Annotated in this window: 33 protein-coding genes and 1 tRNA gene; 31 read left to right on the top strand and 3 right to left on the bottom strand. The window is 68.9% G+C overall.

Annotated features, from left to right (window positions below; genetic code table 11):
• From EXE46_RS04340 to gfo6, 3 genes are all read left to right on the top strand, one after another.
• Entirely contained in the window at window positions 1-1,812 is a 1,812-nt protein-coding gene (locus EXE46_RS04340; RefSeq protein ID WP_137687268.1) for an acyl-CoA carboxylase subunit beta, read from the top strand.
• A 1-nt stretch (window position 1,813) separates the two neighbouring features.
• On the top strand, window positions 1,814-2,347 hold the full coding sequence (locus EXE46_RS04335; RefSeq protein WP_137687267.1) for a redoxin domain-containing protein: 534 nt from the start codon (window positions 1,814-1,816) through the stop codon (window positions 2,345-2,347).
• 85 nt (window positions 2,348-2,432) lie between these two features.
• A complete protein-coding gene (gfo6, locus tag EXE46_RS04330; protein ID WP_137687266.1) occupies window positions 2,433-3,530 on the top strand; it encodes a D-xylose 1-dehydrogenase Gfo6 in 1,098 nt (365 codons plus the stop codon).
• A 10-nt stretch (window positions 3,531-3,540) separates the two neighbouring features.
• On the opposite strand, the gene EXE46_RS04325 is transcribed toward gfo6, so the two are convergent.
• Both EXE46_RS04325 and EXE46_RS04320 read right to left on the bottom strand, forming a co-directional pair.
• On the bottom strand, window positions 3,541-4,383 hold the full coding sequence (locus EXE46_RS04325; RefSeq protein WP_137687265.1) for an aldo/keto reductase: 843 nt from the start codon (window positions 4,381-4,383) through the stop codon (window positions 3,541-3,543).
• 447 nt (window positions 4,384-4,830) lie between these two features.
• Window positions 4,831-4,901: transfer RNA gene (locus EXE46_RS04320), tRNA-Gly, on the bottom strand.
• A gap of 107 nt (window positions 4,902-5,008) precedes the next feature.
• Here EXE46_RS04320 and EXE46_RS04315 point away from each other — a divergent pair.
• The 26 genes from EXE46_RS04315 to secY all read left to right on the top strand — a co-directional run bounded on the left by EXE46_RS04315 (window position 5,009) and on the right by secY (window position 20,815).
• Window positions 5,009-6,301, top strand: a complete 1,293-nt coding sequence (locus tag EXE46_RS04315; RefSeq protein WP_137687264.1) for a PQQ-dependent sugar dehydrogenase — start codon at window positions 5,009-5,011, stop codon at window positions 6,299-6,301.
• Between the two features lie 164 nt (window positions 6,302-6,465).
• Window positions 6,466-7,332: a putative RNA uridine N3 methyltransferase gene (locus EXE46_RS04310; protein WP_137687263.1), complete on the top strand. Its 867-nt coding sequence runs from the start codon at window positions 6,466-6,468 to the stop codon at window positions 7,330-7,332.
• Window positions 7,333-7,336: 4 nt separating this feature from the next.
• A complete protein-coding gene (locus EXE46_RS04305) occupies window positions 7,337-8,353 on the top strand; it encodes a 50S ribosomal protein L3 (RefSeq protein ID WP_137687262.1) in 1,017 nt (338 codons plus the stop codon).
• A 3-nt stretch (window positions 8,354-8,356) separates the two neighbouring features.
• Entirely contained in the window at window positions 8,357-9,103 is a 747-nt protein-coding gene (gene rpl4p / locus EXE46_RS04300) for a 50S ribosomal protein L4 (RefSeq protein WP_137687261.1), read from the top strand.
• Window positions 9,100-9,354 carry a 50S ribosomal protein L23 gene (locus EXE46_RS04295; RefSeq protein ID WP_137687260.1) on the top strand — a complete coding sequence of 85 codons (255 nt, stop codon included), beginning with the start codon at window positions 9,100-9,102 and terminating at the stop codon, window positions 9,352-9,354. Before rpl4p ends, EXE46_RS04295 begins: the two co-directional genes overlap by 4 nt.
• Before the next feature lies 1 nt (window position 9,355).
• The gene (locus tag EXE46_RS04290) at window positions 9,356-10,078 is read left to right on the top strand and encodes a 50S ribosomal protein L2 (protein ID WP_137687259.1); all 723 of its coding nucleotides are present in this window, start codon (window positions 9,356-9,358) and stop codon (window positions 10,076-10,078) included.
• Complete coding sequence (locus EXE46_RS04285; RefSeq protein ID WP_137687258.1) at window positions 10,075-10,500, top strand: 30S ribosomal protein S19; 426 nt, start codon at window positions 10,075-10,077, stop codon at window positions 10,498-10,500. The genes EXE46_RS04290 and EXE46_RS04285 overlap by 4 nt, the downstream gene beginning before the upstream one ends.
• 3 nt (window positions 10,501-10,503) lie before the next feature.
• A complete protein-coding gene (locus EXE46_RS04280; protein ID WP_137687257.1) occupies window positions 10,504-10,968 on the top strand; it encodes a 50S ribosomal protein L22 in 465 nt (154 codons plus the stop codon).
• Window positions 10,968-11,909 carry a 30S ribosomal protein S3 gene (locus EXE46_RS04275; protein WP_137687256.1) on the top strand — a complete coding sequence of 314 codons (942 nt, stop codon included), beginning with the start codon at window positions 10,968-10,970 and terminating at the stop codon, window positions 11,907-11,909. Before EXE46_RS04280 ends, EXE46_RS04275 begins: the two co-directional genes overlap by 1 nt.
• Before the next feature lies 1 nt (window position 11,910).
• Window positions 11,911-12,126, top strand: a complete 216-nt coding sequence (rpmC, locus tag EXE46_RS04270) for a 50S ribosomal protein L29 (RefSeq protein WP_137687255.1) — start codon at window positions 11,911-11,913, stop codon at window positions 12,124-12,126.
• Window position 12,127: 1 nt separating this feature from the next.
• Complete coding sequence (locus EXE46_RS04265) at window positions 12,128-12,586, top strand: ribonuclease P protein component 1 (protein WP_137687254.1); 459 nt, start codon at window positions 12,128-12,130, stop codon at window positions 12,584-12,586.
• Window positions 12,577-12,918, top strand: coding sequence for a 30S ribosomal protein S17 (locus tag EXE46_RS04260; protein WP_137687253.1), 342 nt, complete (start codon window positions 12,577-12,579; stop codon window positions 12,916-12,918). Before EXE46_RS04265 ends, EXE46_RS04260 begins: the two co-directional genes overlap by 10 nt.
• Window positions 12,918-13,316, top strand: a complete 399-nt coding sequence (locus EXE46_RS04255; RefSeq protein WP_004597429.1) for a 50S ribosomal protein L14 — start codon at window positions 12,918-12,920, stop codon at window positions 13,314-13,316. Before EXE46_RS04260 ends, EXE46_RS04255 begins: the two co-directional genes overlap by 1 nt.
• A gap of 2 nt (window positions 13,317-13,318) precedes the next feature.
• Window positions 13,319-13,675, top strand: a complete 357-nt coding sequence (gene rplX, locus EXE46_RS04250; protein ID WP_006630134.1) for a 50S ribosomal protein L24 — start codon at window positions 13,319-13,321, stop codon at window positions 13,673-13,675.
• A complete protein-coding gene (locus tag EXE46_RS04245; protein ID WP_137687252.1) occupies window positions 13,672-14,391 on the top strand; it encodes a 30S ribosomal protein S4e in 720 nt (239 codons plus the stop codon). The genes rplX and EXE46_RS04245 overlap by 4 nt, the downstream gene beginning before the upstream one ends.
• Window positions 14,384-14,908, top strand: coding sequence for a 50S ribosomal protein L5 (locus EXE46_RS04240; protein ID WP_137687251.1), 525 nt, complete (start codon window positions 14,384-14,386; stop codon window positions 14,906-14,908). The genes EXE46_RS04245 and EXE46_RS04240 overlap by 8 nt, the downstream gene beginning before the upstream one ends.
• Complete coding sequence (locus EXE46_RS04235) at window positions 14,905-15,078, top strand: 30S ribosomal protein S14 (protein WP_004597423.1); 174 nt, start codon at window positions 14,905-14,907, stop codon at window positions 15,076-15,078. Before EXE46_RS04240 ends, EXE46_RS04235 begins: the two co-directional genes overlap by 4 nt.
• A 2-nt stretch (window positions 15,079-15,080) precedes the next feature.
• Entirely contained in the window at window positions 15,081-15,473 is a 393-nt protein-coding gene (locus tag EXE46_RS04230; RefSeq protein WP_137687250.1) for a 30S ribosomal protein S8, read from the top strand.
• A gap of 2 nt (window positions 15,474-15,475) precedes the next feature.
• Complete coding sequence (locus EXE46_RS04225) at window positions 15,476-16,009, top strand: 50S ribosomal protein L6 (RefSeq protein ID WP_137687249.1); 534 nt, start codon at window positions 15,476-15,478, stop codon at window positions 16,007-16,009.
• Window positions 16,010-16,012: 3 nt separating this feature from the next.
• A complete protein-coding gene (locus tag EXE46_RS04220) occupies window positions 16,013-16,723 on the top strand; it encodes a 50S ribosomal protein L32e (protein WP_137687248.1) in 711 nt (236 codons plus the stop codon).
• Window positions 16,716-17,177 (top strand): 50S ribosomal protein L19e, encoded by a 462-nt coding sequence (locus tag EXE46_RS04215; RefSeq protein WP_137687247.1) that lies wholly within the window; start codon window positions 16,716-16,718, stop codon window positions 17,175-17,177. The genes EXE46_RS04220 and EXE46_RS04215 overlap by 8 nt, the downstream gene beginning before the upstream one ends.
• Window positions 17,177-17,734, top strand: a complete 558-nt coding sequence (locus EXE46_RS04210; protein ID WP_137687246.1) for a 50S ribosomal protein L18 — start codon at window positions 17,177-17,179, stop codon at window positions 17,732-17,734. Before EXE46_RS04215 ends, EXE46_RS04210 begins: the two co-directional genes overlap by 1 nt.
• Entirely contained in the window at window positions 17,727-18,374 is a 648-nt protein-coding gene (locus EXE46_RS04205; protein WP_121563055.1) for a 30S ribosomal protein S5, read from the top strand. The genes EXE46_RS04210 and EXE46_RS04205 overlap by 8 nt, the downstream gene beginning before the upstream one ends.
• Window positions 18,374-18,838, top strand: coding sequence for a 50S ribosomal protein L30 (locus EXE46_RS04200; RefSeq protein WP_137687245.1), 465 nt, complete (start codon window positions 18,374-18,376; stop codon window positions 18,836-18,838). Before EXE46_RS04205 ends, EXE46_RS04200 begins: the two co-directional genes overlap by 1 nt.
• The gene (locus EXE46_RS04195; protein ID WP_137687244.1) at window positions 18,835-19,332 is read left to right on the top strand and encodes an uL15m family ribosomal protein; all 498 of its coding nucleotides are present in this window, start codon (window positions 18,835-18,837) and stop codon (window positions 19,330-19,332) included. Before EXE46_RS04200 ends, EXE46_RS04195 begins: the two co-directional genes overlap by 4 nt.
• 1 nt (window position 19,333) lies before the next feature.
• Window positions 19,334-20,815, top strand: coding sequence for a preprotein translocase subunit SecY (gene secY / locus EXE46_RS04190; protein WP_137687243.1), 1,482 nt, complete (start codon window positions 19,334-19,336; stop codon window positions 20,813-20,815).
• A gap of 814 nt (window positions 20,816-21,629) precedes the next feature.
• On the opposite strand, the gene EXE46_RS04175 is transcribed toward secY, so the two are convergent.
• The gene (locus EXE46_RS04175) at window positions 21,630-22,523 is read right to left on the bottom strand and encodes a hypothetical protein (RefSeq protein WP_137687314.1); all 894 of its coding nucleotides are present in this window, start codon (window positions 22,521-22,523) and stop codon (window positions 21,630-21,632) included.
• Window positions 22,524-22,710: 187 nt separating this feature from the next.
• On the opposite strand from EXE46_RS04175, the gene EXE46_RS04170 reads away from it, so the two are divergent.
• Together EXE46_RS04170 and EXE46_RS04165 are read left to right on the top strand one after the other, a co-directional pair.
• On the top strand, window positions 22,711-23,841 hold the full coding sequence (locus EXE46_RS04170) for a tRNA (guanine(26)-N(2))-dimethyltransferase (RefSeq protein ID WP_137687242.1): 1,131 nt from the start codon (window positions 22,711-22,713) through the stop codon (window positions 23,839-23,841).
• A gap of 48 nt (window positions 23,842-23,889) precedes the next feature.
• Window positions 23,890-25,206: a YihY/virulence factor BrkB family protein gene (locus EXE46_RS04165; RefSeq protein WP_137687241.1), complete on the top strand. Its 1,317-nt coding sequence runs from the start codon at window positions 23,890-23,892 to the stop codon at window positions 25,204-25,206.
• Window positions 25,207-25,217: the final 11 nt, after the last annotated feature.

The following is a 25,217-nucleotide window of genomic DNA, read 5'->3' as shown; positions in this document are numbered from 1 at the left end:
ATGAAAGTCCACGTCGGCGCGTCGGCGACCCCCGAGGAGGCCGAGGCGATAGCGGTGTCGCTCGCGGAACACCTCGGCGTCGACGTCGACGTCCACGTCGGCGACGGCGAGACGCCGGTCGCCAGCGCCGAACCGCCCGAGACGAGCTATCCGCTCGACGACGACCTCGGCCCCACGGACCGCGAGCGCGACCTGCGCGACGAGATAGCCGACATCCGCGAGGGCGGCCCGGAGAAGTACCGCGACCGGCTCTCCGAGCAGGGGAAGCTGTTCGTCCGCGACCGCCTCGACCTCTGGTTCGGCGGCGAGGGCGGGACTCGGGGGACCGGCGACGCGGACGCGGCGGACGGCGACCCCGCGGGCGTGAAATTCGAGGACGGGAAGTTCGCCGCGTTCGACGACTGGCACCCGAGCGCGCCCGCCGGCGACGACGGGGAACGGAACGAGGCGGGCGGCGACCGACTGCCGGGCGACGGCCTCCTGACGGGCGCGGCGGAGTTCGAGGGGCGCGACGTCCACTTCATGGCCAACGACTTCACCGTGAAGGCGGGGTCGATGGCGTCGAAGGGCGTCGAGAAGTTCCTCCGGATGCAACAGCGCGCGCTGAAGACGGGGAACCCCGTCCTCTACCTGATGGACTCCTCCGGCGGCCGTATCGACCAGCAGACCGGTTTCTTCGCCAACCGCGAGGGGATCGGGAAGTACTACTACAACCACTCGATGCTCTCTGGCGCCGTGCCGCAGATCTGCGTCCTCTACGGCCCCTGTATCGCCGGCGCCGCCTACACGCCCGTCTTCGCCGACTTCACCGTCATGGTGGAGGAGATGTCCGCGATGGCGATCGCCTCGCCCCGGATGGTCGAGATGGTCACCGGCGAGGAGATCGACCTGGAGGAGCTGGGCGGCCCCCGCGTCCACGCCGAGGAGTCCGGCTCCGCGGACCTGATCGCGCGCGACGAGGAGCACGCCCGCGAGCTGGTCGCGGACCTGATCGGCTACCTCCCCGACCGGGCCGGCGAGAAGCCCCCGAAACGCGAGACGAAGCCGCCGAAGTTCTCGCCGGCGGGGATCGACGAGCTGATCCCCGAGGCGCCGAACCGGCCGTACGACGCCCACGACCTGCTCGACCGGATCGCGGACGCCGAGTCGGTGTTCGAGCTGAAGGAGGGGTACGGACCGGAGATCGTCACGGCGTTCTGTCGGATCGACGGGCGCCCGGTCGGCGTCGTCGCCAACCAGCCGACCGAGCGGTCGGGCGCGATCTTCCCGGACGCGGCGGAGAAGGCCGCGGAGTTCATCTGGACCTGCGACGCCTACGAGATCCCCCTCCTGTACCTCTGTGACACGCCCGGCTTCATGGCCGGCTCGCAGGTGGAGAAGGACGCCATCTTGGAGAAGGGGAAGAAGATGATCTACGCCACCTCCTCGGCGACGGTCCCGAAACAGACCGTCGTCGTCCGGAAGGCGTACGGCGCGGGCATCTACGCGATGGGCGGTCCCGCCTACGACCCCGAGAGCGTGATCGGGCTCCCCTCCGGCGAGATCGGGATCATGGGCCCGGAGGCCGCGATCAACGCCGTCTACGCCCGGAAGCTCGCCGAGATCGACGACCCTGAGGAGCGCGCCGCCGAGGAGGAGCGCCTGCGCGAGGAGTACCGCGAGGGGATCGACGTCCACCGGATGGCGAGCGAGGTCGTCATCGACGAGATCGTACCCCCCTCCGACCTCCGCGCCGAACTGGCCGCGCGGTTCGACTTCTACGAGGACGTTCGGAAGGACCTGCCGGACAAGAAACACGGGACGGTGCTGTGACGTGATCGACGCCGGGGTCAAGGCGCCCGACTTCATCGCGCCCGCCGTGGTCGGGGCCGAGGCGGCGGAGATCGCGCTGTTCGACCTAGTGGAGGCGCACGACGCGGTCGCGCTCTGTTTCGCGCCCGCGACGTTCGTGCCGACCTGTACCGCCGCGTTCGCCGCGGTCCGCGACGCCGGGTGGCACGGCCGCGACGACCTCGCCGTCGTCGCGCTCACGGGCGACTCGCTGTACGCGGCGTTCGCGTACGCCGACCGGTTCGCCCTCCCGTTCCCGGTCGTCGCGGACTTTCACGGCGGCGTCGCCGAGTCGTACGACCTCCTCGCTGACTCGTGGGAGGGTCACTCCGACATCCCGCGGCACGCGACGGTCGTGATCGACGGCGAGTGGACGGTCCGGTTCACCGCGGCGACCAAGGACGCCCTCGACCGCGCCGACCCCGCGCCCGTCGAGCGCGCGACCGAGACGCTCCGCGAGATCGGGATCGACGTCGAGCGACCCCGGGTGGAGTACGACGGGGAGTGGGCGCGGTGACGTCGTCGGGGGCGACGCTCAATTCCGGCCGTCCGCCCGGCCGCGTCGCCGTGGTTATTTGACGCCCGCCCGCCCAGACCCGGGCATGGACGCCGCCTTCGCGGAGTACCTCGACGAGTTCGCGCGCCGGGACTGGGAGACGCTCGACCCCGACGCGGTCACCGATCCCGTCCGAGTCGCGGTCGTCGGTCTCGGCTGGTTCGCCCGCGAGTGGGCGCTGCCCGGGATCGAGCGGTCGGCGTACACCGAGGCGACCGTCGTCACCGACGTCGACGCCGACGCGGTCGAGGCCGTCGCGGCCGAGCGCGGCCTGACCGGCGTCACGCCCGAGGCGTTCCGGTCCGGCGCGGCCGCCGACGAGTACGACGCCGTCTACGTCGCGACGCCGAACGCGACGCACTTGGAGTACGTCGAGGCCGCCGCGGAGCAGGGGAAGGCGGTCCTCTGTGAGAAACCCCTCGAAGCGACGCTCGACCGCGCGCGCCGGCTCGTGGCCGCGTGCCGCGACGCCGGCGTCCCGCTGATGGTCGGCTACCGGATGCAGACCGACCCGGCCGTCCGGCGGCTGCGCGACCTGCTCGACGCGGGCGTCGCCGGCGAGGTGATCCACGTCCACGCGACGATGTCGCAGACGATGCTCGGCGAGCTCGGCGGCGACGCCGACCAGTGGCGGCTCGACCCCGAGCTCTCCGGCGGCTGTGCCGTCATGGATCTGGGGGTGTACCCGCTCAACACGACGCGGTTCGTCCTCGGCGCGGACCCGGTACGGGTGTCCGGGCGGACCCGGTCGGAGCACGAGGCGTTCGCCGGCGTCGACGAACACGCCACGTTCCGGCTGGAGTTCCCGGGCGACGTCGACGCCCAGTGCTCGGTGAGCCAGAACGCTCAGCACGCGAGCCGGCTGGAGGTCACCGGCACGGAGGCGCGGCTGATCTTAGACCCGGCGTTCTACGAGCGCGAGGACCGCGGGTTCGCCGTCGTCCGCGACGGCACTCGGGTCGACCTCGACTTCGAGCAGGTCCACCAGATCGAAGCGGAGTTCGCATACTTCGGCCACCAGCTGCTTGCGGACGAGCCGTTCCACGCCGACGGCGAGCACGCGCTCACCGACGCCCGCGCGCTCGACGCCGTCTACGAGTCGGCCGAGACGGGAGCGCCGGTGGCGCTCGGCGACGAGGCGTAACCTCGCCTCGCTACTGCTCGATCCCGTACACGTCGCTCGTCCAGTCGCGGGCGGGCGTGTCGTACACCGGCGCGTCGCGGTCGCGCTCGTCGAGGCGTCGCCGGTCGGCCTCGTCCAACTCCCAGTCCGTCTCGGCGTTCGCCCGGACGTGGTCCGGCGTCGACGAGCGCGGGAGCGGGACCACGCCGCTGTCGATCGCCCACCGCACGACGACCTGCGCCGGGTGTACCTCGTACTTCTCCGCGAGCTCGGCGACGACCTCGTCGCCGAACACGTCCGTCCGCGCGAGCGGGGCCGCGGCCTCGATCACGGTGTCCGACTCGCGGCAGTAGTCGACCAGATCCGGTCGCTGGAACCACGGGTGGAACTCGATCTGGTTCACGGCGATCGGCACGTCCGAAATATGGTGCGCGCAGCTCAGCTGATACGCGCTGAAGTTCGAGACGCCGACGTCGCGGACGAGTCCCCGGTCGCGAAGCTCCGCCATCGCCCGGAGCGTCTCGCGCAGCGAGATCGCGGGGTTCGGCCAGTGGATCAGGTAGAGGTCGAGGTAGCCGGTGCCGAGGCGGTCGAGCGACGCCTCGCACGACTCGATCACCGACTCGTAGTTGAGGTTCTTCGCGAGCACCTTCGAGGTGAGAAACACGTCGTCGCGGTCGACGCCGCTCGCCGCGAGGGCGTCGCCGATCGCTCGCTCGTTGTGGTACCCCTCGGCCGTGTCGATGTGCGCGTAGCCCGCGTCGAGCGCCGCGCGGACGCTCGCCTTCGTCTCGTCGTCGTCGAGGTCGTACGTGCCCAGTCCGAGCGCCGGCATCTCGGCGCCGCTCGGGAGCGTCTTCGTTGGTACGGTCACGCGAACGCCTTCGCCGGATCGCCGATTGAAAGTACCGGTCGGGGAACGATTTCCCGACGAAAGGGGTGAAGCGGTGCGGTGGCGCGCGCCCGTGAGCGCCCGCCGGGCGCGAACGGCGATCGTGCGAGGGAGTCGGCCGACCGCAGGGAGGCCGACGAGGCTGGGGAGGCGTGAGGTGCTGTGCGGTGCCGCGAGAGGACCGATCCGTGCCGGCCGCGACCGACAAGAATCCCTCTCAGATTCGACTCAAGTAATTAGGAACGGCACCGGCCGAGACTCCCGCGAGCGCAGCGAGCGGGAGTCAGGCCGGGGCGCGACTGAAAGGAGTGCACCGGCCGAGATTTGAACTCAGAATCAGACGTGCTCGCTCGCGGCTCCGCCGCTCGCTGCGCGCGACTGATAGCGTTCAAATCTCTCTCGGTGATTTTGCTCACTTCGTTCGCAAAATGCACCGGCCGAGATTTGAACTCGGGTTGCAACCATGGCAAGGTTGCGTGATACCACTACACTACCGGTGCGTGCTTCGCATCCGATCGTAGCCCGGGTCGGAGATATAAGGGTTCCGAACGCCGGTCGGCGGAAGGGTCATCGGCGTCGCGCCCCGACCTCGATCCGAACCCGAACGATGGCCGACCCCTCCGACCGCATCGACAGACGCACCGCCCTCCGCGCGACCGGCGGCCTCGCCGGGGTCGCCGCGCTCCCGACGCTCTCCGGCTGTCTCGGCGGCGAGACCGGGAGCGACCCCGACGCCGGCGACGATCCCGACGGCGACGACCCCTCGCCGGACGACGGCGCTGAGGTGGAGTACGCCGTCGAGACCGTCGCGGACGGGTTCGAGAACCCGTGGGGGCTCGCCTTTTTGCCCGGCGACGGCCGCCTGCTGGTCACCGAGCGCCCGGGTCGGCTCTCGCTCGTCGACCCCGAGTCGGGAGAAACCGAACCGGTCGCGGGCGCGCCCGAGGTGGTCGCGGAGGGGCAGGGCGGCCTGCTCGACGTCGCGGTCCACCCCGACTACCCGGAGGACCCGCGCGTGTACCTCACGTATTCGGCGAGCGCCGCCGACAGCCCGGCGGGCGACGGGGCGGACGGCGCGACGACCCACGTCGGCGCCGGCCGGCTCTCGCTCGACGGCGACGGCGCGCCCGCGCTCGACGGATTCGAGGCGATCTTCGTCGCCGAGCCCTTCCGCGACACGGCCCTCCACTTCGGCTCGCGCGCGACGTTCGGCCCCGACGACGCGCTGTTCGTCACGGTCGGCGACCGGCGCGACACCGACTTCGGCCCCGACCACGTCTCGCAGGACCGGTCGAACGAGCTGGGGGCGACCCTGCGGCTGACGCCGGACGGCGACCCTCACCCCGAGAATCCGTTCGCGGACGAGTCGGCCGCGTCAGACGCCGTTTACAGCTACGGCCACCGGAACCCGCAGGCGATGACCGTGCGACCCGAGACCGGCGCGGTCTGGCAGTGCGAGCACGGCGAGCGCGACGGCGACGAGATCAACGTCGTCGACGCCGGCGGCAACTACGGTTGGCCGGTCGCGAGCGAGGCCTGCCGCTACGGGACCGACGAGCCCCTCGCTCCGGGCCACGACGAGCGCGACGGCGTGGTCGCGCCGGTCCACTACTGGCCCTGCGGCTCCGGCGGCTTCCCGCCGAGCGGCGCCGTCTTCTACGACGGCGACGCGTTCCCGGAGTGGCGCGGCGACCTCTTCGCGGGCACGCTCGCGGCGCGGTACCTCGGGCGGTTCACGGTCGACGGCGACGGTCAGGACGCGACCGTCACCGAGCGCGGCCCGCTGCTCGACGACCGGGAGTGGCGGATGCGCGCGGTCGCGGTCGAACCCGCCACCGGCCACCTCTTCGTCGCGGTCGACGCCGGCGACGCGCCGGTCGCACGGATCGTCCCGGTCTGAACGCCGCCACCGGTCCGGCGTGCCTCCGACCACCGCGGTGACGGTTGTCACGATCGAGCGGCCAGATCCCCCGTCACACCCCGTGTGAACGCGGCACAGCCCGAAATCGGGACCGCTATCCTTTTACGGTGCCGTCCGGAATCGAGGTGTACAGTCTCGCCACGATGCGTACCGAAGACGGGCTCACGATCTGTGTTCCGTCTTCGCTCGTCCGGGAGGCCGAGGACGACCGCGAGGCGACTCGCAAACTCGGCTACGTCGCCCGTGCGGCGGCGGTGTTCCGGGCGGATCGGCTCGTCGTCTTCCCCGACAGGGAAGGCGAGGGTCGACGGGGTGGGGAGTACGTCCGCACCGTGCTGGGGTACGCCGCGACGCCGCCGGAGCTCCGGAAGGACCTCTGGGGGCAGCGCGACGAACTCCGGTACGTCGGCGTCTTACCCCCGCTCCGCGTGCCGTGGCGGACCGGCTCGACCCCTAGCGGGGAAGAGTCGAAAACACAGGGACTCGTGACCGAGGTCGGACCTGAAGGCCGCGTCCGGGTCAATTCCCCGCTGCGGGAACACCCGATCTCCCTGCTCGTTCCCTCCGGAATGGAGGTCGAGCAGGGGGAGCGCGTCACCATCAGGGTCTCTTCGAGAGAACCGGTCCGCGCCCGCATCACCGGGAAGCCGGAGGTCGGCTTCCAGGTCGTGGCCGCGGACCTGTCGGAAGCGCTCGCCCGCGACGGCTTGGCCGTCGCGACGTCGCGACACGGGGAAGAACTCTCCGTCTCGCGGCTCGGCGACCTCGTCTCGGACGCGCGGACGGCCGGCGGCTACACCGTCGCCTTCGGCGCGCCCGAGCGGGGGCTTCCGGAGATGCTCGGGCTTTCGCCCGACCGCATTCGGGCGGCCGTCGCCGACGGCCGCTCGGTCGAACCCGATCCGGGGTTCGACCTCTGGCTGAACACGATCCCGGCACAGGCGAGCGAGGTCGTCCGGACGGAGGAGGCTCTGTTCGCGACCCTCGGCTCGCTCACACTCACGGAGTAAACACATGCCACAACCAAGCCGACCACGAAAAGGCTCGCTGGGCTACGGCCCACGCACCCGCGCAGACAGCGAGGTGCCGCGCATCCGTTCGTGGCCAGATGACGATGGGGCCCCTGCGCTGCAGGGATTCGCCGGCTACAAGGCCGGGATGACCCACGTCATGATGGTCAACGACGAGGCGAACTCGCCGCGTGAAGGGATGGAGGAGGCCGTCCCCGTCACCGTCGTCGAGACGCCGCCGATGTACGCCGTCGCCGTCCGAGCCTACGAGGACACGCCGTACGGACAGAAGCCGGTCGAAGAGGTCTGGGCGACCGAGTTCCACGAGGAGCTCGACCGCGCGCTCGACCTCCCGGCGGAGGACACCTTCGAGGAGGACGCCGACGAGCTCCGCGCGCTGCTCGACGACGACGTCGTCGACGACCTGCGCGTCATCACGCACACGGCGCCCTCGGACCTCTCGAACGTTCCCAAGAAGAAGCCCGACGTCATGGAGACGCGCGTCGGCGGCGGCTCCCTCGAGGAGCGCGCCGACTTCGCGCTGGACCTGGTCGCCGAGGGCGGCGCCCACGAGTTCGGCGACGTCTTCCGCGCCGGCCAGTACACCGACGTCTCCGGCATCACGAAGGGGAAGGGGACGCAGGGTCCCGTCAAGCGCTGGGGCGTCCAGAAGCGGAAGGGCAAACACGCCCGTCAGGGATGGCGGCGCCGGATCGGCAACCTCGGTCCGTGGAACCCCTCCCGCGTCCGCTCCACCGTGCCCCAGCAGGGCCAGACCGGGTACCACCAGCGCACCGAGCTCAACAAGCGCCTCATCGACTTCGGCGAGGGCGACGACGCCTCCGTCGACGGCGGCTTCGTCAACTACGGCGAGGTCGACGGCGAGTACGCGCTCATCAAGGGCTCGCTGCCCGGTCCGGACCAGCGTCTGCTACGACTCCGCCCGGCCATCCGGCCGAACGACCAGCCGCGCCTCGACCCCGAGGTCCGGTACGTTTCCACCGAATCCAACCAGGGATAACCAATGAACGCAACAGTACACGACCTGGACGGCGACGAGGCCGGCACGATCGATCTGCCGGCCGTCTTCGACACCGCGTTCCGACCGGACCTCATCGGTCGCGCGGTCGGCGCCGCTCAGGCAAACCGGAAGCAGGCCTACGGGGCCGACGAGTTCGCCGGGCTGCGGACGCCCGCCGAGTCGTTCGGCTCCGGCCGCGGGCTCGCGCACGTGCCGCGACAGGAGAACGTCGCTCGCCGCGTCCCGCACGCCGTGTCGGGGCGCGCCGCGCACCCGCCGAAGGCCGAGAAGGACCAGTCGAAACAGCTGAACGATAAGGAGCGACAGCTCGCGATCCGGTCGGCCATCGCGGCCACGACCGACGCCGAGCTCGTCGCCGAGCGCGGCCACGCGTTCGACGAGGACCTCGACCTCCCGCTCGTCGTGAGCGACGAGTTCGAGGACCTCACCAAGACCCAGGAGGCCCTGGGCGTGCTCGAAGCGGTCGGCGTCGACGCCGACATCGCTCGCGCCGAGGAGGGCCGCTCCGTCCGCGCCGGACAGGGGAAGGCCCGCGGCCGCAAGTACCGCCAGCCGAAGTCCGTCCTCGTCGTCACCAGCGAGGAGCCGTCCCGCGCCGCCCGCAACCTCGCGGGCGTCGACGTCGCGACCGCGCGCGAGGTCAACGCAGAAGACCTCGCGCCGGGCGCGCACCCGGGCCGACTCACGCTGTGGACCGAAAGCGCCGTCGCGGAGGTGGCCGACCGATGAACTCGATCATCGAGCATCCGATCGTCACCGAGCAGGCGATGAACGAGATGGACTTCAACAACAAGCTGCTGTTCCTCGTCGACGTGGACGCGACCAAACCGGAGATCAGCTCCGAGGTCGCCGAGCGCTACGACGTGGGCGTCGTCAACGTGAACACGCAGGTGACGCCGCAGGGCGAGAAGAAGGCGGTCGTCACCCTGTCCGCGGACGACGACGCGACCGAAATCGCCTCGCGCATCGGGGTGTTCTGAGATGGGACGACGAATCCAAGGACAACGGCGCGGACGCGGCGGCCCGACGTTCCGGGCCCCCTCCCACCGTTACAAGGCGGAACTGTCGCACAAGAAGCTCGAAGACGTGGACACGGTCACCGGCGAGATCGTCGGGATCGAACACGACCCGGCCCGCTCGGCCCCCCTCGCGGAGGTCGAGTTCGAGGACGACGACCGTCGGCTCGTGCTCGCGCCGGAAGGCGTGCGCGTGGGCGAGACGATCCAGGTCGGCGTCTCGGCGGAGATCAAGCCGGGCAACACGCTCCCGCTGGCGGAGATCCCGGAGGGCGTGCCCGTCTGTAACGTCGAGAGTAACCGCGGGGACGGCGGGAAGTTCGCGCGCGCCTCCGGCGTGTCGGCGACGCTTCTCACCCACGACCGCGACGTCGCGGTCGTCCAGCTTCCCAGCGGGGAAGTGAAGCGGCTCGACCCCCAGTGCCGCGCCACGATCGGCGTGGTCGCGGGCGGCGGCCGGACGGAGAAACCCTTCGTCAAGGCCGGCAACAAGCACCACAAGATGAAGGCGCGCGGCACCAAATACCCGCGCGTCCGCGGCGTCGCGATGAACGCCGTCGACCACCCCTTCGGTGGCGGTGGTCGCCAACACCCCGGTCAGCCGAAGTCCGTCTCGCGGAACGCTCCGCCCGGACGCAAGGTCGGTGACATCGCATCCAAGCGCACCGGACGAGGTGGCAACAAATGAGTTCAGACTACCGAACCGGCCGCGAGGGCAAGGAGTTCGCCTACCGCGGTCACTCGCTCGACGAGCTGCAGGAGATGGACGTAGACGAGGTCGCGGAACTGCTCCCCGCACGCCAGCGGCGAAGCATCGTTCGCGGTCTCAGCACCGAACAGCAGAAGCTGCTGGAGACGGTCCGAGGCCGCGACAAGGAGACGACGGCGGACGACCCGATCCGGACGCACCTGCGCGACATGCCGGTCCTGCCGGAGTTCGTCGGCGTCACCTTCGCCGTGTACAACGGACACAGCTTCGAGCGCGTGCAGGTCGAGCCCGAGATGATCGGGCACTACCTCGGTGAGTTCCACCTCACCCGAAGCACCGTCGAACACGGTCAGGCCGGCATCGGCGCGACCCGGTCCTCGAAGTTCGTGCCCCTCAAGTAACCCATGGGAATCAACTACAGCGTCGAGGCCGACCCGGAGACCACCGCCAAGGGGATGCTCCGCGACCGGCCCATCAGCGTGAAGGACAGCAAGGAGATCTCCCGAGAGATCAAAGGCGAGACGGTCGCCGACGCGGAACAGTTCCTCCGGGAGGTCATCGACGAGGAGTCGTCGGTCCCCATGCGCCAGCACAACGCCGGCGCCGGGCACCGCTCCGACATCGACGGCTGGGACGCGGGACGGTACCCCGAGAAGGCCGCCAAGGACTTTCTCAAGCTCTTGGAGAACGTCAAGAACAACGCCGATGAACAGGGGTTCGACGGCGAGGCGATGGTGATCAAACACGTCGCTCCTCACAAGGTCGGCGAGCGGCCCGGCCGGAACCCCCGCGCCGCGGGCGCGACGGAGTGGAACACCACGCTCGCGGACGTCGAACTGATCATCGAGGAGCCGGAGGCTGACAACTAATGGCTGACGAACACCAATTCATCGAGGACGGCCTTCGCCGTTCCCAGATCAACGAGTTCTTCGCGGACGAGCTCGGCCGCGCCGGCTACGGCGGGATGGACGTCGCCCAGACGCCGATGGGCACCCAGATCGTCCTGAAGGCCGAAAAGCCCGGCATGGTGATCGGGAAGGGCGGGAAGAACATCCGCAAGATCACCACCGAGCTGGAGGAGCGCTTCGACATGGACGACCCGCAGATCGACGTTCAGGAGGTCGACGAGCCCGACCTGAACGCGCAGATCGTCGCGGACCGTCTCGCGAACGCCCTCGAACGCGGCTGGTACTTCCGGAAGGCCGGTCACACGACGATCGACCGCATCATGGACGCGGGCGCGCTGGGCGCCGAGATCGTCCTGTCCGGGAAGGTCACCGGCGCGCGCTCGCGCGTCGAGAAGTTCAACCGCGGCTACATCAAGCACAACGGCGAGCCCGCCGAGGAGGTCGTCGACCACGGCCAGGGCGTCGCGGTGATGAAGCTCGGGACGATCGGCGTCAACGTGAAGATCATCCCGCCGGGCGCGACCCTTCCCGACGACTTCGACGTCCGCGAGGACGCCGAGGTCCCGGAGGTCGAGCAGGCGGCGGTCGACGCCGGCGACGAGGAGGGCGTCGAGGCGCTCCTCGAAGAGGAGCCCGAGGAGGTCCCCGACGTGGGTGCCGACGACGACGTCGACGTGCCCGACGAGGACCCGACGGAGGTCATCGACGAGGAGGTCGTCGAGGAAGTCGTCGAGGAGACCCAAGACACGGCCGCCGAGGCGACGGACGTCGCCGCGGAGGAGCCGGTCGGCGACGCGGAGGCCGACGAGCTCGACGAGCTCGACGAAGAGATCGAGTCCGAGGCGGCCGACCTCGTCGCGGAGATGGAGGCGGCCGACGAGGAAGACGAGGAGGACGAGTAAGATGGCGATCCTCTACACCGACGAGATCCGCGACATGACCGCGGCGGAGCGAGAGGTCGAACTGGAGGAGCTCGAGACCGAGCTGCTCAACTCGAAGGCGCAGCGGGCGGCCGGCGGCATGCCGGAGAGCCCGGGCCGCGTCAACGAGCTGAAAAAGACGATCGCGCGGATCAAGACGATCCAGGCGGAAGAAGGCGACTCCGACGAGGAACAGTAAGATGATCTCCCCCGACACCCTCGTTCGACACGAGCTCGTCGGCCTCCCGGTTCGGGTGGTCGACGCCGACAGCGACGCCCACGTGGGTATCGCCGGTCGCGTGCTCGACGAGACGTTCGGCACCCTCGTGGTCCGGACGGGGTCGGGGGACAAACGCGTGCCCAAGTCGGGCGCGACGTTCGAGTTCGGCGTCGTCGAGACGCCGACCGCTCGCACAGATGAAGCCGCCGGCGACGGACAGTCGCCGGGGTCCGCGTCCCAACTCGGGTCGGATACTACGGGGGTCCGCCCCCGTCAGTCTGGCCCGTCCGGGTCCACAAGCGTCGTCACCGGTGACGGCGCGGGTCCGGCGAGCCGACGAGGCGAGTGCAAAGACGCGGTCTACGCGACGGTGGATGGCGATCGGTTGCGATATCGACCCGCCGAACGCACCGAACGAGGTGCCACACAATGGCGATAGGAATCGACGTACCCACGCCTCCGGAGCCAGACAACCCGGAGGATTACGACTACGAGAAGTGCCCGTTCTACGGGCAGCTCTCCGTCCGCGGCCAGACTCGCGAGGGAACGGTCGTGTCGACGGATATGGAAAAGACCGTCATCGTCGAGCGAGAGTACGACGTGTTCGTACCGAAATACGACCGGTACATGAAGCGTCGCTCGCGCATCCCGGCCCACGTGCCGGGCGTGCTCGACTCGCTCGAAGTCGGTGACGAAGTGACGATCGCGGAGACGCGACCGCTCTCGAAGACGAAGTCCCACGTCGTCGTCGAGATCCTGGGTGATCAGTGATGGAGGCGCTCAAGGCCGACGTCACGCAGGGGCTCTCGAAGGGCTCGCTGATCACGTGCGCCGACAACACCGGCGCCCGTGAGCTGAAGGTGATCTCCGTGTCGGGCTACTCCGGCACGAAGAACCGCCACCCGAAGGCAGGAATCGGCGACAAGGTGACCGTCTCGGTCACGAAAGGGACCCCGGAGATGCGGCGGCAGGTGCTGGAGGCGGTCGTCGTCCGCCAGCGCAAGCCGATCCGCCGTCCGGACGGCACGCGCGTGAAGTTCGAGGACAACGCGGCCGTCATCATCGACGACCTCGAGGAGCCGCGGGGCACGGAGATCAAAGGCCCCGTCGCTCGCGAGGTCGCCGAACGATTCGGGAGCATCGCCTCGACCGCGACGATGATCGTCTAACTATGACGAAACAGCCACGCAAACAACGAAAACGGTCGGAGACCGCGCCGCTCCACGAGCGGCAGAATCAGGTCCGGGCCACCCTCACCGAGGATCTCCGCGCGGAGTACGGACAGCGGAACGTCCGCGTCAACGCCGGCGACACCGTCGAGGTGCTTCGCGGCGACGCGGCCGGGACGGAGGCGGAGGTCGTCTCCGTCGACCTGTCCGCCGAGCGGATCACGGTCGAGGACGTCACCGTCGAGAAGGCGGACGGGGAGGAGGTTCCCCGCCCCATCCCGGCGAGCAACGTCCGGGTGACGGAACTGGACCTCGAAGACGAGCGCCGCGAGGCGCGGCTCCAGGAGGACAACGAATGACGCGACACCAGAAGCGACTGTCGGTACCGAACTCCTGGCCGGTCGAGCGCAAGACGAACACGTTCACCGTGAAGGCGGGCGCGGGCCCGCACGGCGAGGCGGGCGTTCCGCTCGTCGTCCTGCTGCGGGACGTGCTCGGCTACGTCGACTCGACGAAGGAGGCGCGCTACGCGCTGAACAACGACTCCATCCTCGTCAACGGGGACGCGATCTCGGACGAGCAGCGTCCGATCGGGATGTTCGACATCCTGGCGTTCCCCGAGCGCGGGGAGTTCTTCCGCGTCTTCCCCGACGAGGGCGGTCGGCTCGCGCTGACCCCCGTCGACGAGGAGGCCGCGGGCAGCCGGCTCGGGAAGATCGCGAACAAGACCGTCGTCCCCGGCGGAGCCGTCCAGCTGACGCTCCACGACGGGACGAACGTTCGCGTCGACGACGACGCGGACTACGAGACGAACGACTCGATCGTCGTCGACAATGAGACGAAAGAGATCGTCGCCCACTTCGAGTACGAGGAGGGCGCCCTGGTCACCGCCGTCGCCGGCCAGCACGCCGGCCAGATCGGCGAGATCGACGACATCGACGTGACGCTCGGCTCCGGAGACAACACGGTCACCGTCGACAGCGACGACGGCGGCTACGAGACGGTCGAGGAGTACGTCGTCGTCATCGACGAGAACTTCACCGACGACGACGAGGCGGGTGATTCGGATGAGTGAAGCCGAGAGCGCCGACCACGAGATGCGCGAGCCGTCCCTCGAGAAGGTCGTCGTCCACATGGGCGTCGGGCAGGGCGGTGAACCCCTCGCCGACGCCGAGGAGATCATCGAGGAGGTCACGGGCCAGCAGTCGGTCCGGACCACCTCGAAGCGCACCATCGCCGAGTTCGGGATCCGCAAGGGCGACCCGATCGGCGTCAAGGTGACGCTGCGGGGCGAGGACGCACACGCGTTCCTCGAGACCGCGCTGGATCTGGTCGATATCGGCCGGAGCCAGTTCGACGACACGGGCAACCTCAGCTTCGGAGTCGAGGACCACACCGACTTCCCGAGCCAGGAGTACGACCCCAACACCGGTATCTACGGCCTCGACGTGACGACGACGATCGTCCGTCCCGGCTACCGCGTCTCGAAACGCGACAAGGCGACGGGGACCATCCCCGCTCGCCACCGGATGACAGCCGAGGACGCGGCCGCGTTCCTCGAAACGAACTTCGACGTCGAGGTATCCGAATGAGCGAAGCGAACAACGACACGGGCGAGCACGCCGCGAAGCGCACCGACTCCCGGCACACGTGCCGGCGGTGCGACCGCGAGCAGGGGCTCGTCGGCAAGTACGACATCAACCTCTGCCGGCAGTGCTTCCGCGAGGTCGCCCGAGACATGGGATTCGAGAAGTACAGCTGATCATGACGGGAAACGATCCATTCACCAACGCGCTCGCCGGCATGGACAACGCCGAGAGCGTTGGCCACCTGTCGTACACGGTAGAGCCCGCTTCGAACATCATCGGCTCCGTCCTCGAGGTCCTCTACGACCGCGGGTACGTCGACGGCTTCGAGTTCGTCGACGACGGGAAAGCCGGGAAGTTCGAGGTCGAACTGAAAGGCGCGATCAACGAGTGTGGCGCCGTCAAGCCCCGCTACTCCGCGGGCGCCGACGAGTTCGAGAAGTGGGAGAAGCGATACCTCCCCGCCCGTGACTACGGGACGCTCATCGTCACGACGAGCCACGGCGTCATGAGCCACTACGAGGCCCGCGAAGAGGGCATCGGCGGCCAAGTGATCGCATACGTCTACTAACAATGAACAGAGTCGAAATCGAGATTCCGGACGACGTCTCCGCCGAGACCGATCACCTCGAACTCACCGTCGAGGGGCCCAACGGGAGCGTCACGCGACGCCTCTGGTACCCCGACGTCGACGTTGCGGTCGAGGACGGCGCGGTGGTCATCACCTCCGAGAACGAGGACGCGAAGACCAACGCGACGGTCGGCACCTTCGAGAGCCACGTCGCCAACATGATCCACGGCGTCACCGAGGGCTGGGAGTACGCGATGGAAGTGTACTACGCCCACTTCCCGATGCAGGTGAACGTGGAGGGCGACGAGGTCGTCATCGAGAACTTCCTCGGAGAGAGCGCCGCGCGGCGCACCCCGATCCGCGGAGACACGGACGTACAGGTCGACGGCGAGACGGTCACGCTGACGGGCTCCGACAAGGAGGCCGTCGGGCAGACCGCCGCCGACATCGAACAGCTGACGAAGGTGACCGACAAGGACACGCGCGTCTTCCAGGACGGCGTGTACATCGTCGAGAAGCCCACCGGAGGTGCCTGATCAATGGCAGACGAACTGGAAGACATCAGCGGCGTCGGTCCCTCGAAGGCGGACGCCCTTCGCGAGGCCGGCTACGAGACGGTCGAGGACGTGAAGGCCGCCTCCCAGTCGGAACTCTCCGAGGTCGACGGCATCGGCAACGCGCTCGCCGCGCGTATCAAGGCCGACGTCGGCGGGCTGGAGGTCGACGAGGAGGCGGACGCGGAGATCGAAGACGAGACGGACGAGGAGGAGGCGGCCGACGAGGCCGACGCCGACGAGGACGTCGAGACGGAGCTTCGTCCCCGCGGACACGCCGACAAGACGCCGGAGCTGGACGACGAGACCGCTCGCGCGCTCGCACAGAAGCACCGCGAGGGGAAACCGCAGTTCAACCGGCAGGACTACCACAAGAAGAAGCGCATCCCGACGTCGTGGCGCAAGCCGCGCGGCGGGCTCTCCAAGCAGCGCCGTCGCATGAAGTCGAAGGGCCCGGTCGTCGAGGCCGGGTTCCGTTCGCCCAAGGCGTCGCGCGACCTCCACCCGAGCGGCTTCGAGGAGGTCCGCGTCCACAACACGGACGACCTCGAAGGCGTCGACGGCGACACGCAGGCGGTGCGTATCGCCTCGAAGGTCGGCGGTCGCAAGCGCGAACTGATCGAAGACGAGGCGGAGGAGCGCGACATTCGCGTGCTGAACCCGACCTACGTCGAAGTGGAGGTCGACGATGAGTGATCTGAAGGCGCAGAAACGGCTCGCAGCGGACGAGCTCGACGTCGGCAAGGGCCGCGTCTGGCTCGACCCCGAGGCACAGGAAGAGATCGCGGACGCGATCACCCGAGAGGACGTCCGCGAACTCATCGACCAAGGAACGATCCGCGCGAAGGACGCGAAGACGAACTCCCGCGGTCGAGCCCGCGAGCGCGCCGACAAGCGCTCGTACGGACACCAGTCGGGCGCCGGCTCCCGCAAGGGTCGCTCCGGTGCGCGACAGAACACGAAAGACGACTGGAAGGCGCGCATCCGCGCACAGCGGGCACGCCTGAAGGAGCTTCGCGACGAGGAAGACGTGCTCGACGCCTCCGAGTACCGCACGCTTTACAACAAAGCAAGCGGGGGAGACTTCGAGGACGTCGCCCGTCTCGAGGCGTACATTCGGACGCAGTACGGCTACGAGGTGACGGACTAATGGCGACAGGACCACGATACAAGGTGCCGATGCGGCGCCGCCGCGAGGTCCGGACGGATTACCATCAGAGGTTGCGCCTGCTGAAATCGGGCAAGCCTCGCCTGGTCGCCCGGGTGAGCAACGCTCACGTCAGGGCGCAGCTGGTGACCCCCGGACCGGACGGCGACGAGACCCACGCGGCCGCCTCCAGCGAGGAGCTCGGCGAGTACGGCTGGGACGCCCCCACGGGCAACCTCCCCAGCGCGTATCTCACCGGCTACCTCGCGGGCGCCCGCGCCGTCGACGCCGGCCTCGAAGAGGCCGTCCTCGACATCGGGCTCAACACGGCGACCCCCGGCAACAAGACGTTCGCGGTACAGGAAGGAGCGATCGACGCGGGCCTCGAGATCCCGCACAACGACGACGTGCTGGCCGACTGGTCGCGCACGCGCGGCGAGCACATCGCCGACTACGCCGAGCAGCTCGACGAGCCGCTGTACAGCGGAGCGTTCGACGCCAGCGAGCTACCCGAGCACTTCGACGACGTGCTCGCGACAATCCAGGAGGACCATGAGTAGACACAACGACGGCTGGGAACCGCGGACGCGACTCGGCCGCAAGGTACAGGACGGCGACATCACGTCGATGGAACAGGCGCTCGACTCCGGCCTCCCGCTGAAGGAGGCGGAGATCGTCGACCAGCTCCTCCCGGGGCTGGAAGACGAGGTGCTGGACATCAACATGGTCCAGCGCATGACCGACTCCGGCCGTCGCGTGAAGTTCCGCTGCGTGGTCGCCGTGGGTAACCGCGACGGCTACCTCGGCTACGCGCAGGCCCGCGACGATCAGGTCGGCGGCGCGATCCAGAAGGCGATCGACGTCGCGAAGCTGAACATCATCTCGGTCGACCGCGGCTCCGGGTCCTGGGAGGACCAGCCCGGCGGCACCAACTCCCTGACCCGAACGGCGAAAGGGAAGGCCGGTTCCGTCACCGTCGAGATCAAGCCCGCTCCGCAGGGGCTCGGCCTCGCGGCCGCGGAGACGGTCCGCAACATCTTGGAGCTCGCCGGCGTCGAGGACGCCTGGACGAACTCCGACGGCAACACGCGCACCACGGTGAACCTCGCGAAGGCGACGTTCAACGCGCTGGAGAACGCGGCGCAGTCTCGCACGCCCCAGCACGCCCGCGAAGTCCACTACGACGAGGTGAGCGAGTGATGCAGGCTATCGTCCAGCTCCGCGGCGACGTCAACCTCGACTACGGCGTCGAGGACACCCTCGACATGCTGAACGTCGGGCGCGTCAACCACGCGACGTTCGTCCCCGAGACGGACTCGTACCGCGGCATGATCACCAAGGTCAACGACGTCGTCGCGTTCGGGGAACCGAGCGTCGAGGCCGTCGCGCGAACGATCGCGCGGCGCGGCGAGCCCCTCGAGGGCTCGGCCGACGTCGACGACGAGTGGATCGACGACAACACCGAGTACGCCGACCTGGAGGCGCTGGCCGAGGCGCTCGTCGACGAGGAGACGACCCTGCGCGAGCAGGGCCTCTCGCCGACGCTACGGCTCCACGCCCCCCGCGGCGGTCACGAGGGCATCAAACACCCCGTGATCGAGGGCGGCGAGCTCGGGAAACACACCACCGAGGAGATCGACGGTCTCCTGGAGGCGATGCGATGACGAGTAAGAAACGACGACAGCGCGGCTCTCGCACGCACGGCGGCGGCACGCACAAGAACCGGCGCGGCGCCGGTCACCGCGGCGGCCGCGGCGCGGCCGGTCGCGCGAAACACGAGTACCACAACTACGGTCCGCTCGGTAAGCACGGCTTCAAGCGACCCGAGGACGCTCAGACGGAGGTCCTCGAAGTGAAGGTCCAGAAGCTCGACGAGGACGCGGCGCTGTACGCCGCGGACGGCCTCGCCGAGGAGGACGGCGACGCGTACGTCTTCGACGCGCGCGACGTCGTCGAGGACGGCCACGAGGCGGACGTTGTGAAGGTGCTCGGCGGCGGGCAGGTCCGCCGCGAGCTCCGCGTCACGGCGGACGCGTTCACGGCCGGCGCGGTCGAGCTCATCGAGGAGGCCGGCGGCGAGGCGACGCTCTCCGAGCGCGCCGAAGAGGCCGCTGACGAACCGGAAAACACTTCCGACGACGAGAACGACGAGGCGTAACATGAGCTGGAAGGAGGCCGCCGAACCGGTGCTCTCGCGGATGCCCGTCGTGGAGCGGCCCGCGGGACACGTCCCGTTCAAACGGAAGCTCACGTGGACGGCCGGGATCCTGATCGTCTACTTCTTCCTGACCAACATCAACCCGTTCGGGTTGGCGGTCGGGCAGGGGTCGGACTTCTTCGGGCAGTTCCGGTCCGTTCTCGCCGGCTCATCCGGGTCGCTGCTACAGGTCGGTATCGGACCGATCGTCACGGCGTCCATCGTCCTCCAGCTGTTGGGCGGTGCGAACCTCCTCGGACTCGACACGGAGAACGACCCGCGCGACCAGGTCCTCTATCAGGGCCTTCAGAAGCTGCTGGTGGTCATCGTCACCGCCCTCACGGCGGCGCCGATGGTGTTCACCGGCGGCTTCCTTCCGGCCGACGACGCGGTCGCGAGCGCGCTCGGTATCGGCACGTTCGGCGTCCAGGTGTTGATCTTCGCACAGATCTTCGTCGGCGGTATCCTCATCCTGTTCATGGACGAGATCGTGAGCAAATGGGGAGTCGGCTCCGGCGTCGGGCTGTTCATCATCGCGTCGGTGAGCCAGCAGATCGTCGGCGGCTTCTTCAGCTTCTCCGCGCTCGGCGCGTCCGGCTTCTTCGCGAGCTGGTACGGCGTCATCTTCGGTAACGTGCCGGTGTCGATGTCGCCGTTCACGGCCGAGGGGCTCCAGAACCTCCTCTTCGATCCGGGGAACATTCTGGCGCTTTTCACCACGGTGTTCATCTTCGGGATCGTCGTGTACGCGGAGTCCGTTCGCGTCGAGATCCCGCTGTCGCACGCCCGCGTGAAGGGCGCTCGCGGACGCTTCCCGGTGAAGCTCATCTACGCGTCCGTCCTGCCGATGATCCTCGTCCGTGCGCTGCAGGCGAACATCCAGTTCCTCGGGCAGATCCTCTCCTCACAGTGGGCGGGGATGCCCGCGGTGCTCGGCACCTACAGCGAACAGGGCCAGCCCATCGGCGGGCTGTTCTACTACCTGAACCCGATCCAGAGCCGCGGACAGTGGATGTGGTTCTTGGGTGAGATCCCGGCGTCCGTCGAGCCGTGGATGATCGCGATCCGGCTCGCCGTCGACCTCACGTTCATGATCGTCGGCGGCGCCATCTTCGCGATCTTCTGGGTCGAGACCACCGGCATGGGGCCGGAGGCGACCGCGAAACAGATCCAGAACTCCGGGATGCAGATCCCCGGATTCCGCCGGAACCCGCAGGTCGTCGAGAAGGTCATGGAGCGGTACATCCCGCAGGTGACCGTCATCGGCGGCGCCCTCGTCGGGCTGCTCGCCGTGATGGCGAACCTGCTCGGTACCATCGGACAGGTCTCCGGAACCGGGCTGCTGCTCGCGGTCTCTATCACGTACAAGCTGTACGAGGAGATCGCCGAGGAGCAGCTGATGGAGATGCATCCGATGATGCGCCAGATGTTCGGTTCGGACTAACCGTAATCTGCGAATCGGGGCCTCGACGGCCCCGAAAACATCTGTATTTTCTACATCTCACCGTTCCATGAGCGGCCGCGCCGGGGTGGTTCGCGGTGAGCGCGGCGTGTCAGCCGACCGGATTCGAGCGGGCCTCGCCTCGTTCGTGACGCGACGACCCGCGAGCGGACGCGGAAGACGCGCTCTTACACGCGGTCGACCACCGAGAGGGTAGCACGGTCACCACGGCGGCGAGTGACGTCCTCTAGACTGTGTGGCCGAGAGGTCACTCAATTAGATCCGCTACACTCACCTCTGACACCTGTCGTATCTGTGTGTACATTTTCAAACGCGTACTGGACGTGTGGTTCGTCGATGGAGGGGATATCGACGACTCTCACTTGCTCTTGTCGTCGCGGATCTCGTAGAAGGCGGTGTGGCTCCGCCCGGCGTGAAGACGGTACCTCTCCTCACCGTTGACGTTTAGCTTCTCACGATCGCCCGCTCCCGGTTTCGGATACGGCTCTGACTCCAGTTCTCGGAGGTCTCCTTTGACGATGCGCTGACTTTTGTCGTCGAGCGCCTAGTGGTACCCCTGAGCTTCTTCGGAAAGAGGGATGCCATAGCCTATCGAGCGACGTCAGCCGTCGCCTCGATCGATTGTTACACGAGTTCCCGGTCGTCGTCGAGATCAACTGCGCGCCCGAGCTCGTGTGAATGTAGCTCCACGTCGGCGGCATCGAGGGTCAGGAGGAGCCGGAGACGTTCCTTCCGATCGCCCGTGAGGGATTCGGCACGACGACCGCTGCGACGTCGCTGACCGCGGTCGCTCCGATTACGAGTCGTCGCGCCGCTCGGTCCCTTCGCCGTCTCCCTGTTCGTCCGTCTCGTCGCTCTCCTCTGTGTTCGCCTCGTTGCCCTCGACGGTCTCCTCCACCTTCTCGCCGACAGTCTCCTCGACGGTTTTCTCCACGGTTTCTTCGACCGTCTCCTCCACCTTCTCGCCGACGGTCTCCTCGACGGTTTTCTCCACGGTTTCTTCGACCTTCTCGCCGACCGTCTCTTCGACGGTTCGCTCTACGGTTTCTTCGACCTTCTCGCCGACGGTCTCCTCCACCTTCTCGCCGACCGTCTCTTCGACGGTTTCGCCAACCTTCTCTTCGACGGTTTTCTCGACCGTCTCGCCGACGGTCTCCTCGACTTTCCCCGTGACTTCCTCGCTGACAGTGTCGCTCACGTCGTCGGCGACCTCGCTGACCTCCTTGTTGACGGTCTCGCCGACGCTCTTTTCGACCTCCTTGCTCACCGTCTCCTCGACTTTCTCGCCGACAGTCTCCTCGACGGTCTTCTCGACCTCCTTGCTCACCGTCTCGCCGACGGTCTTTTCCACGGTCTCTCCCACCGTCTTCTCAACCTCCTTGTCGACGGTCTCGCCGACGGTCTTTTCCACGGTCTCTCCCACCGTCTTCTCAACCTCCTTGTCGACGGTCTCGCCGACGCTCTCTTCGACCTGTTTCCCGACCTGGTCCGCCACCTCGCGGGTCATCCAGTCCGGGTCGAACCGGGCCATCTTCCAGACGACGTGGACCACGTACGAGGCGAACACCCCGATCCCGAACGCGATCGCGATGTCGTTCTGCTGGGTGGTCGCGATGAGGACGATCGACAGTGCGATCAGCGCGCCGTACGCGATGTCGGTTATCGCGTCGACCCGCGCCGGACTTACCATCCTCGCCCTCCCGTGTCGCCGCCGCCTTCGCCCGAGCGTTCTCCCGTGACTCCGTTCATACGTTTCAGTTCCGCACCCACGGCGTAAAAGCCTCCCATTGTCGTTGCCGCCGACCGGCCCGCTCGCCGCCGAGGCGTTCCCGGCCCCGGAGCGCGGTCCTTTTAGTCCGGATGACCGAACCGGTCGTATGGACATCGAAGAGGGCGGACTCACCGTCTCCGTCCCGGAGGCCCGCGACGGCGCCAGCGAGGGCACCGGCGGCGGCGTCTTCTTCAACCCGACCCAAGAGCTGAACCGCGACGTGACGGTCGCGACGCTGCGCGCCTACCGCGACCGCGAACCCCGCGCGGCCTCGTACCTCGACGCGATGGCCGCCTCGGGGATCCGCGGCGTCCGCGCCGCGGCGGAGGGGTACGACGCCACCTGCGCCGACGTCGACGCGGACGCGGTCGACCTCGCCGCCGCGAACCTCGACGCGAACGGCCTCGACGGCGAGGCCGTACACCGCGACGTCAACGCCCTGCTGTACGACGAGGGCCCGTTCGACGTCGTCGACCTCGACCCGTACGGCACGCCGATCCCCTTCGCGGACGCGGCGTTCGCCAACGGCCGCAACCTCGTCTGCGTCACCGCCACCGACACCGCGCCGCTCTGTGGCGCCCACCTCAACAGCGGCATCCGCAAGTACGGGGCGGTGCCGCGAAACACCGACTACCACCCGGAGATGGGACTCCGGACGCTGATCTCCGCGCTGGTCCGGACCGCCGCGCGCTACGACAAGGCGGCGACGCCGATCCTCTCGCACGTCTCCCGGCACTACGCACGGACCTACCTCGAACTGGAGTCGGGCGCCCGCGCGGCCGACGACCGCCTCGAAGCCCTCGGCCACGTCGATCACTGCGAGGACTGCCTCTGGCGTGCCGCGACGCGCGGGCGCATCGCCGATCCGGTCGACGCCTGCCCGGAGTGCGGGAGCGACCGCGTCCTCACGGCCGGTCCGATCTGGCTCGGGCCGGTCGCGGACGCCGACTTCGCGCGCGCCGTCCGCCGCGAGGTGACCGACGACATGGGCGAGGCGAAACGCGCGCGGAAGCTGCTCGGGACCGTCTCGCGAGAGCTCGACACCCCCACGCACTACGACCAGCACCGGCTGTACAAGGAGTGGGGCGAGCCCGCGATCGGGATGGACGAGTTCGTCGAGCGCGTCCGCGGGGCCGGCCACGAGGCGAGCCGGGCGCACTACCGCGGCACGGCGGTGAAGAGCACGGCCTCGATCCCGGAGATGCGCGCGGCGGTGCTCGGCGAGGACGCGGACTGACGGGATCACACCCGCCTGTTTTTGTCGCCATCGACCGAAACGCGGCACGTGTCCAGACACTCGCGCACCGCGTTCGGCACGGCTCGGCGCGTCGCCGACCTCGCGGTCGACCGGCAGGTGACGTTCCTCGCCGCCGCGATCGCCTACTACGCGTTCGTCTCGCTCGTCCCCGCGCTCCTGCTCCTCGTCGTCGTCGCCACCGCCGTCTTCGGCGAGACCATCGCCGCGGAGCTGGTCGCGTCGACCGGCGACTTCCTCACCCCCGCCGGCGAGGAGGCGGTCGTCGCCGCCGTCTCCTCGGCCGGCGGGCGGACCGGCGCGGGCCTGCTGGGGCTCGGCGTGCTGCTCTGGTCGACGCTGAAGGTGTTCCGCGGGCTCGACACGGCGTTCGTCTCCCTGTACGGCGGCGACGAGACGCCGGGGTTCCTCAAGCAGGTCGTCGACGCCGCCTCGGTCGTCGCCGCCGTCGGCGTCGGCATCGGCGTGATGGTCGCCGTCGGCGCGTTCGTCGCGGCCGCGGACGCGGTCCCGCTGGTCGAGGCGGCGAGCGTCCTCGCGCTGCCGGTGTTCCTCGCGGTCGTCTTCCTCCCGATGTACTACCTCCTCCCGCAGCCGCGGATCGGCGTCCGCGAGGCGCTGCCGGGCGCGGCGTTCACGGCGGTCTGCTGGACGCTGCTCCAGGCCGGGTTTCAGGTGTACGCCGCGGGCGCCGCCCAGTATCAGGTGTACGGCGTGATAGGCGGAGTTCTCCTCCTCGTCACCTGGCTGTACCTCGCCGCCGCCGTCGTCGTCCTCGGCGGCGCGGTCAACGTGGTGCTCGCGGGCCGGAGCGCGGACGGCGAGACCCTCGGGAGCGAGCGCGACGCCGGACCCGTCGCCGCCGGGCCGGACCACGCCGCGGACCGGCAGTTACAACACGACCGCGGCCGACCCACGGGTATGAACGGCGAGTCGGATCCCGAGGGGGACGACGACGAGCGGCCGCGCGGCGCGCCGGACGTCGCCGCCCTCGAAGCGGAGGTCCGGGAGCTGCGGTCGCAGCTCGACGAGTTCGAAGACGACGTGGAACGCCGCACGGTCGACAAGCCCGAGGTCGAGTCGGAGCTGAAGCGGTACGTCCGCTCGCGGATGCGCCGCGGCCACGCGCGCGGCTGGGGTCCGTACCTCGTGTTGCTGTACGGGACGGTGCTCACCCTCGCCGCGCTGTCGAACCTCGACGGGCTGTACGCGGTCGGCGCCATCGTCGTCCTCGGGCTGTCGACGCTCGGCCTGTACACGATCTTCGTCGTCGTCGGCATCGGCCTCAACCTGATCGAGACGCCCGGGAAGGCGCTCGACTACGCCCGCCGTCGCGGCGATGACTGATCGAGTGATCG

The organism is Halorubrum sp. GN11_10-6_MGM (assembly GCF_005435165.1).
Lineage (GTDB): Archaea > Halobacteriota > Halobacteria > Halobacteriales > Haloferacaceae > Halorubrum.
This window is presented reverse-complemented; position numbering and strand designations above follow the sequence as displayed.